Below are 7,608 nucleotides of genomic sequence, written 5' to 3' on the forward strand. Positions count from 1 at the left end.
TACCTCATCAATGGGGGTAAAAGTGATTTAAATCTCGAACGGGCGACATTATTACTTTTAAGGCTTGATAGGGATAATCGTTGATTGCTATTCTATCTATCGCCACGGACTATCGTGGCCCGGAGGATAAGATGAATATTCGCGATCTTGAATACCTTGTAGCGCTGGCGGAGCACCGCCATTTTCGTCGTGCTGCGGATGCATGTCATGTGAGTCAGCCTACCCTCAGCGGACAAATCCGCAAGCTTGAGGATGAGCTGGGTGTGATGCTTCTGGAGCGAACCAGCCGTAAAGTCCTGTTCACGCAGTCTGGATTGCTGCTGGTGGACCAGGCACGTACCGTACTGCGGGAAGTCAAGGTGCTAAAGGAGATGGCCAGCCAGCAGGGCGATGCCATGTCCGGGCCGCTGCACATTGGACTGATCCCAACCGTGGGTCCTTATCTGCTGCCGCAGATCATCCCAACGCTGCACAAAACTTTCCCTAAGCTTGAGATGTACCTGCATGAAGCGCAGACGCAGCAGCTGCTGGCGCAGCTCGACAGCGGCAAACTGGATTGTGCTATTCTGGCGCTGGTGAAAGAGTCTGAGGCCTTTATTGAAGTGCCCCTGTTCGATGAACCCATGAAGCTGGCTATTTACCAGGACCATCCGTGGCACGACCGCGATCGTGTGCCCATGTCCGATCTTGCGGGTGAAAAGCTGCTGATGCTGGAAGACGGGCACTGCCTGCGTGACCAGGCAATGGGCTTCTGTTTCCAGGCCGGAGCGGATGAAGATACGCATTTTCGCGCGACCAGTCTCGAAACGCTGCGCAATATGGTGGCGGCAGGAAGCGGCATAACGCTGCTGCCCGCACTGGCCGTACCGAAAGAACGCGTACGCGATGGCGTCTGTTATCTGCCCTGTTACAAGCCGGAACCGCAGCGCACCATTGCGTTGGTGTATCGTCCAGGTTCACCGCTGCGCAGCCGCTATGAGCAGCTGGCAGAGGAGATCCGTGCGCATATGCAGGACTACCTGGGAAGCGCTTTAAAACAGGCGGTTCAGGCCGTTTAACGCCGCCACGCGATAAGCCTCAGCCATGGTGGGGTAGTTAAAGGTGGTATTCACGAAATACTCTATCGTGTTGCCACCGTTTTTCTGCTCCATAATGGCCTGGCCGATATGAATGATCTCGGCCGCGCGTTCACCAAAGCAGTGGATCCCAAGGATTTCTTTGGTTTCCCGGTGAAAAAGTATTTTCAAACTCCCCACGTTCATCCCCACAATCTGCGCGCGAGCCAGGTGCTTAAACTGCGCACGGCCCACCTCGTAAGGCACCTTCAGTGCCGTGAGCTGCTGCTCGGTTTTCCCCACGGAGCTGATTTCAGGAATGGTATAAATTCCTGTTGGGATATCCTCAATCAGATGCGCGTTGGCTTCGCCCTTGATCAGCGCCTGTGCGGCAATACGTCCCTGATCGTAGGCTGCTGAGGCGAGGCTAGGATACCCAATGACATCGCCCACCGCGTAAATATGCGGCTGTGCGGTCTGATACATGCTGTTGACCTTTAGCAGGCCCCGCCCATCCGCTTCCAGGCCAACATTTTCCAGGGAGAGTGAATCGGTGTTACCCGTACGGCCGTTGGCATACAGCAGGCAGTCGGCCTTCACCTTCTTGCCCGACTTGAGGTGCATGATCACGCCATCGCTTGTCCCCTCAATCTTCTCAAACTCCTCGTTATGGCGAATGACCACGCCATTGTTCCAGAAGTGATAAGAGAGCGAGTCAGAAATCTCCTGATCGAGAAAGGCCAGCAGATGATCGCGGGTATTAATCAGATCGACCTTCACGTTCAACCCACGGAAGATTGAAGCGTATTCACACCCTATTACTCCGGCACCATAAATAATGACGTGGCCCGGCTCATGGTGCAGATTGAGGATAGAGTCGCTGTCGTAAATGCGCGGATGGGTAAAGTCGACGTCGACCGGGTGATAAGGTCGCGAGCCACAGGCAATAACAAATTTCTCTGCGGTAAGTCGTTCCACCGTACCGTCGTGGGTCTGAATTTCAATCGTATTGGCATCAAGAAAGCGTGCATCACCCTGATACAGTTCACAGCGGTTTCGCTCATAAAATCCCTGACGCATACGCGTTTGCTGACTTATCACGTTTTCTGTGTGATTCAGGATATCGGCAAAGGAAGAGCGAAGCAGGCGGGTATGATCGCTGTAAAGCGGGTTCTGATTGAACTCAATGATACGACTTACGGCGTGGCGCAGGGCCTTGGAGGGGATCGTTCCCCAGTGCGTGCAGCCGCCGCCAATATTGTGATAGCGCTCGATGACGGCGATCTTTGCCCCCTGTTTGACCAGGCCCATCGCGGCACCCTCGCCGCCGGGACCTGAACCAATAACGATGGCATCATAATCATAAGACTGTTGCATACTGATACGTCCTATATTTTTATACAATTTTTCAACGATATTCTAACATCCTGACGGGCACTTCCCAATTCTAACCGCTAATTTTGCCATCATTTGACAAAGCGTTGAGTAAACAGGTGATAACAAAGTTGATGCAACTGTACGCTGAAATTTTTGTTATAGTGCCAGCCTGGCAGGTAAAACAGGCATAAATATGGGCGTCAGAGCACAGCAAAAAGAACGAACACGTCGTTCGCTGATTGAGGCGGCATTTAGCCAGCTCAGCGCCGAGCGAAGCTTTGCCAGTCTCAGCCTGCGGGAGGTTGCCCGGGAAGCGGGTATTGCTCCCACTTCCTTTTATCGTCACTTTCGTGACGTTGATGAGCTTGGCTTAACCATGGTCGACGAGAGTGGACTTATGCTGCGTCAGCTAATGCGTCAGGCGCGTCAGCGTATCGCCAAGGGCGGCAGCGTGATCCGCACGTCCGTCTCTACCTTTATGGAATTCATCGGTAATAACCCCAATGCGTTCCGTCTGCTTTTACGTGAACGGTCAGGCACCTCGGCGGCCTTCCGTGCAGCGGTTGCGCGCGAGATCCAGCATTTTATTGCCGAACTGGCCGACTACCTCGAACTTGAGAACCGTATGCCCCGCAGCTTTACCGAAGCGCAGGCTGAGGCAATGGTGATTATAGTCTTTAACGCCGGAGCCGAGGCGTTGGATATTGATATTGAACAACGCCGTCAGCTTGAGGAGAGGCTGGTACTCCAGCTGCGCATGATCTCGAAGGGCGCTTACTACTGGTATCGACGTGAACAGGAGAGGCTGGCGGTGACGCTTGAATCTCATGGTTAAGGAGAGTGATATGAGTTTACCTACAGGTCGGGACAGAGGCACGCTGTTGCTGGCATTTCTCAGCGGGCTTTCAATCAACGGAACGTTTTCGGTATTATTCAGTTCCCTTGTGCCGTTCTCAATTTTCCCGCTTATTGCGCTTGGGCTGTCTGCCTGGTGCCTGCACCAGCGCTACCTGAACCGATCCATGCCAGACGGGATGCCACCGCTTGCCGCCGGTTTTTTTCTTTTAGGCATTCTGCTTTACAGCGCTATCGTTCGCGCAGAATATCCTGCTATTGGTTCAAACTTCATTCCAACCGTTCTGATGGTTGCGCTGGTATTCTGGCTGGTGTTAAGACTTAAACGAAATCGCTAGAGGGATTATATCTTTGTGTTTGGCGGGTATTTATCTACTGTTTATCCGCTGCGAGACTTTTTAGGTTATTATAATCTGAAGTCGATGGCGCTAAAATAAATATCTGGCAGTTAAATTTTGCATGGAGAGCAAAATAATGATGGATGAGGATGAAGTTCCTTTTACCCGGCTTACCCCAGGGTTACGCATTATCTGTATCCTGACGATATTCCTGCTGGTTGCCTCCGCCCTTGGAGAAACAATAATGTTCTTATACAGCTGGTTTTTCGATGAGGCATACAGTCAATTAGTTCAGGGCTATATCTCTTACGCGCCTGTTCTTAAGGAGTATGCTATCCCCACCCGGGGCTATGTTTACCTGGGAACCTTCTTTTTAGCCTGTCTGAATGAGTTACCTTACTATGCAGCCATGCTCATTGCTGCTTTTCTTTTTCTAAATTTTTATAAAGGTAAAGTCTGGTGGTACGGTAATGTCGTTCTGCTGCGCAGTGTGGCGATTTTATTCATTGTGGACGGTGTCTCACCTTACATCCTGGGTCCACTACAGATCCTGCTCTTTACTTTTTCGCAACACCCGCTGGTTAATATATATGTTGGCTTCACGTCAGACGGTGTACGGGTTTTGATTATAGGATTTACATTACTGGTTTTTTGCTGGGTATTGGCAGAAGCGAGATATTTATTTGAGGAAAATGAATATATTTTAAAGAAAGACAGTCAACGTAAAGCGTGATACAGGACTGGTGGTACTATCACGTTTTACAGCCTGTATACGATGGCGTTGAGAGAGCAATATTTATCTTTTGAACCAGGCGTCAACATTATTGATGTTGATGTAACTATCTCAATGAGAATACGCCTGGTTCTGCGCGGGTAGCACACTGGACGCGTTATTTTTCTGCGCGGGTCAGCAGCACACCACACTCCATATGATGGGTATAGGGGAACTGATCGAACAGCGCCAGACGCGTCACCTCATGCGTTTCCGACAGCACGGCCAGATTTTCGCAAAGCGTCTGTGGATTGCAGGAGATATAGAGGATGTGTGGATAAGCCTGCACCATTTTCACCGTATCCTCATCTAAACCACTGCGAGGGGGATCGACAAAAATCGTCTCGCATTCGTAGTCCGTCAGGTCTATTCCCTCCAGACGACGGAATCCACGCGTACCCTTCATGGCCTGGGTAAATTCCTCAGCCGACATGCGTATGATCCGCACGTTTTCAATCTGGTTCACGGCAATATTGTACTGTGCTGAAGCGACGGAGGGTTTTGCAATTTCTGTTGCGAGTACGCGCCTGAAGTTACGCGCCAGCGCCAGCGAGAAGTTTCCGTTACCGCAATACAGCTCCAGCAAATCTCTCCGGGCCTGCTTTGTCACGTCCAGCGCCCACTCCAGCATTTGAATATTTATCGCGGCATTCGGCTGGGTAAAGCTATTTTCCACCTGTCGGTAGATAATATCCTTTCCGGCAACCGGCAGGCACTCATCGACGAAATCACGATCCAGACAGATTTTTGTCCGGGTGGCGCGGCCTATCAGCTGCAGATCGAAGCCCTCTGCCCGCAGGGTGTCACGCAGTTCAGCGGCGGCATGCTGCCATTCGTCGGTCAGCGTGCGATGATAAAGCATCGACACGACAATCTGGTTGCTCATCGTCGACAGATAATCAAGCTGGAACAGCTTATAGCGCAGCACTTTGTTATCGCGCAGCGCTTCAATCAGCCTGGGCATCAGATCGTTGATTATCTGGCTGGCGGCAGGAAAGCTATCCACGCGAATACGCTGGCGCGTCTGCTGGTCGAAAATGATGTGATAAAGGTCATCCCCATCATGCCAGATACGGAATTCCGCGCGCATCCTGTAATGGCTGACCGGCGAACGAAAAACTTCGACATCCAGAGTGGTAAAAGGCGTCATCAGCGTCTTCAAACGGCTGACCTTCTCTTCAAGTTGGGCATCATAGTGTTCTGTCGGCAGCTTTTCGGGCGTCATGGTATTTCCTGAGTTAATGGAGCTTTATTGCCCGGCGATTGTAGGGATTCGTCACTCAATGTCCAGCATTGCGCGTCATGCTATTAATTCAGGCTTGCGCATGATGGATCTCTGTTAGTTTTGAACATAAGATGCGCATCCTGGCCCATAGCCAACCGATCCCCGCAGGTGAGTGATGGATTTTCCGCTGCAACCTTGATGATTTTTTGGATCTCTGTTCTTTGATGATCAAGAAAATGCGAATACCGTTGGCCGTGGTTGTCACGGCGATTTCTCTCTGGACAGGCAACAGCAAATTTCACAGCCGAACACCGCTTACGTGAGTGAAGGAGAGGAGCAGCGTAATACGGGTGTTCAGGCCACGAGTCAGCGGAAGTTGGATAGCGTAACGCTGGAGGGCGCTGTGCGCGGGGATGATAACAATACCTTTGGCTGGCATAACACCTGGCAGACCAGCGCCTCATGGGAATTCGCGAAGGGCTATAGCGTTTTCGCCTCATACGGTACGGTTTTCAAAGCGCCTAACCTGAGTCAGGTTATAGCGCTATTTACGGCAGTCGCAATCTCAATCCGGAAAAAAATAAGCAGTGGGAAGGGGGGATCGAAGGCCTGAGCGGCCCGGTCAGCCACTCCGTCTCTTACGACTATATGGATCCTCGTAACGGTACGGCGAAGCCGCGCTAAACAGCAGGGACTCTACGCTGTATGACGTGGACTGGTCCGTAAGCTATCAGTATCTGGGGGAGCGCGATGACAAGGATTATAACCCTTCAACCATCCCCCGCACCGTTAAGCTGGGTGGCGTCAGCCTGTGGGATCTTGCCGCGTCGCATCCTGTCACCTCCCAGTTAACCGTTCGTGGTAGAATAGCTAACCTGTTTGATAAAGATTACGAGACAGTCTATGGCTATCAAACCCCGGGAAGAGAGTATTACCTCAGCGGTAGCTACACCTTCTGACCCGCGTCCCAGCGTGCTGGTTTTTGACTCCGGCGTTGGGGGGCTTTCAGTCTACAATGAGATTCGGCGACTGCTGCCGGATCTGCACTATATATATGTCTTCGATAACGTCGCTTTTCCCTACGGTGAAAAATCAGAGGCGTTTATTGTGGAGCGGGTGGTTGAAATCGTTAGCGCCGTCACCAGACGTTACCCGCTCGCGCTGGCCGTTATCGCCTGTAACTCGGCCAGTACCGTTACGCTGCCTGCCCTGCGCGAGCGCTTTGCATTCCCCGTCGTCGGCGTTGTTCCTGCTATCAAACCTGCTGCTCGTCTCACCCGTAATGGTGTTGTTGGCCTGTTGGCTACGCGCGGCACCGTTAAGCGTCCTTATACACACGAACTGGTTGAGCGCTTCGCCAGTGAGTGCAGAACGGAGATGCTGGGCTCGGCTGAACTGGTTGAGCTGGCGGAAGCTAAACTCCACGGTCACCCTGTAGCGCTGGATGACGTGCGGCGTATCCTGCAACCCTGGCTGAGAATGAAAGAGCCACCGGATACGGTCGTACTGGGCTGCACGCACTTTCCTTTGCTTAATGAAGAGCTGCAACAGGTTCTCCCTGAGGGTACCCGGTTAGTGAATTCCGGTGCTGCCATTGCCCGCAGAACGGCCTGGCTATTAGAAAACGAATCGCCAGCGGCGAAGTCTGCCGAAGACAATATTGCTTTTTGTCTGGAAATTACCGATCGTGCTGTACAGTTATTGCCCGTTTTAAAGCGATATGGCTTTGAAAAGCTCGAAAAACTCTCTCTCAATGAGGATTATGGGTAAAAAACAGCCGGTTAGAATCTTTTTTGCATTTAGGGCTTGTCACCCGCCAGGAACTCCCTATAATGCGCCTCCACTGACACGGAACAACGGCTTAACGGTCACCGGGTCAGGAAGAGAAAAGTGAGAAATACCTTGACTCTTCAGCGGGAAAGCGTAATATCTGCACCCCGCGCCACACGAGATTATGTGGCACTGCTCTTTAACAATTTATCAGAC

At 51.7% G+C, this 7,608-nt stretch carries 7 protein-coding genes and 1 pseudogene; 6 read left to right on the plus strand and 2 right to left on the minus strand.

The genetic code is table 11. The features are described from left to right. The first annotated feature begins 131 nt into the window (after positions 1-131). On the plus strand, positions 132-1,058 hold the full coding sequence (gene oxyR / locus ACLRGG_RS06260) for a DNA-binding transcriptional regulator OxyR (protein ID WP_416248919.1): 927 nt from the start codon (positions 132-134) through the stop codon (positions 1,056-1,058). Here the strand turns inward: oxyR and sthA are convergent. Then, entirely contained in the window at positions 1,032-2,432 is a 1,401-nt protein-coding gene (sthA, locus tag ACLRGG_RS06265) for a Si-specific NAD(P)(+) transhydrogenase (RefSeq protein ID WP_067709468.1), read from the minus strand. The genes oxyR and sthA overlap by 27 nt on opposite strands. A gap of 193 nt (positions 2,433-2,625) precedes the next feature. Between sthA and fabR the strand changes: the two genes are divergently transcribed. From fabR to ACLRGG_RS06280, 3 genes are all read left to right on the plus strand, one after another. After that, positions 2,626-3,267: an HTH-type transcriptional repressor FabR gene (gene fabR, locus ACLRGG_RS06270; protein WP_416248904.1), complete on the plus strand. Its 642-nt coding sequence runs from the start codon at positions 2,626-2,628 to the stop codon at positions 3,265-3,267. A 10-nt stretch (positions 3,268-3,277) separates the two neighbouring features. Further along, complete coding sequence (locus ACLRGG_RS06275; RefSeq protein ID WP_416248905.1) at positions 3,278-3,625, plus strand: YijD family membrane protein; 348 nt, start codon at positions 3,278-3,280, stop codon at positions 3,623-3,625. 136 nt (positions 3,626-3,761) lie between these two features. After that, positions 3,762-4,358 (plus strand): hypothetical protein, encoded by a 597-nt coding sequence (locus ACLRGG_RS06280; protein WP_416248906.1) that lies wholly within the window; start codon positions 3,762-3,764, stop codon positions 4,356-4,358. A gap of 157 nt (positions 4,359-4,515) precedes the next feature. Here ACLRGG_RS06280 and trmA read toward each other — a convergent pair whose 3' ends face one another. Beyond that, on the minus strand, positions 4,516-5,622 hold the full coding sequence (gene trmA, locus ACLRGG_RS06285; protein ID WP_416248907.1) for a tRNA (uridine(54)-C5)-methyltransferase TrmA: 1,107 nt from the start codon (positions 5,620-5,622) through the stop codon (positions 4,516-4,518). Between the two features lie 235 nt (positions 5,623-5,857). Here trmA and ACLRGG_RS06290 point away from each other — a divergent pair. Then, positions 5,858-6,581: pseudogene (locus ACLRGG_RS06290) on the plus strand (TonB-dependent receptor domain-containing protein); the annotation flags it as partial. After that, positions 6,526-7,392, plus strand: a complete 867-nt coding sequence (gene murI / locus ACLRGG_RS06295; RefSeq protein ID WP_416248908.1) for a glutamate racemase — start codon at positions 6,526-6,528, stop codon at positions 7,390-7,392. The pseudogene ACLRGG_RS06290 and the gene murI, both read left to right, overlap by 56 nt. The last annotated feature ends 216 nt before the right edge of the window (positions 7,393-7,608 follow it).

This window comes from Erwinia sp. PPS120, from assembly GCF_047918655.1.
Taxonomy (GTDB): domain Bacteria; phylum Pseudomonadota; class Gammaproteobacteria; order Enterobacterales; family Enterobacteriaceae; genus Erwinia; species Erwinia tasmaniensis_A.

What these genes read in the sequence shown, in the direction of transcription:
- oxyR (WP_416248919.1), top strand. Translation starts at nt 132, where the DNA reads ATGAATATTCGCGATCTTGAATACCTTGTAGCGCTGGCGGAGCACCGC.
- sthA (WP_067709468.1), bottom strand. Translation starts at nt 2,432, where the DNA reads ATGCAACAGTCTTATGATTATGATGCCATCGTTATTGGTTCAGGTCCC.
- fabR (WP_416248904.1), top strand. Translation starts at nt 2,626, where the DNA reads ATGGGCGTCAGAGCACAGCAAAAAGAACGAACACGTCGTTCGCTGATT.
- ACLRGG_RS06275 (WP_416248905.1), top strand. Translation starts at nt 3,278, where the DNA reads ATGAGTTTACCTACAGGTCGGGACAGAGGCACGCTGTTGCTGGCATTT.
- ACLRGG_RS06280 (WP_416248906.1), top strand. Translation starts at nt 3,762, where the DNA reads ATGATGGATGAGGATGAAGTTCCTTTTACCCGGCTTACCCCAGGGTTA.
- trmA (WP_416248907.1), bottom strand. Translation starts at nt 5,622, where the DNA reads ATGACGCCCGAAAAGCTGCCGACAGAACACTATGATGCCCAACTTGAA.
- murI (WP_416248908.1), top strand. Translation starts at nt 6,526, where the DNA reads ATGGCTATCAAACCCCGGGAAGAGAGTATTACCTCAGCGGTAGCTACA.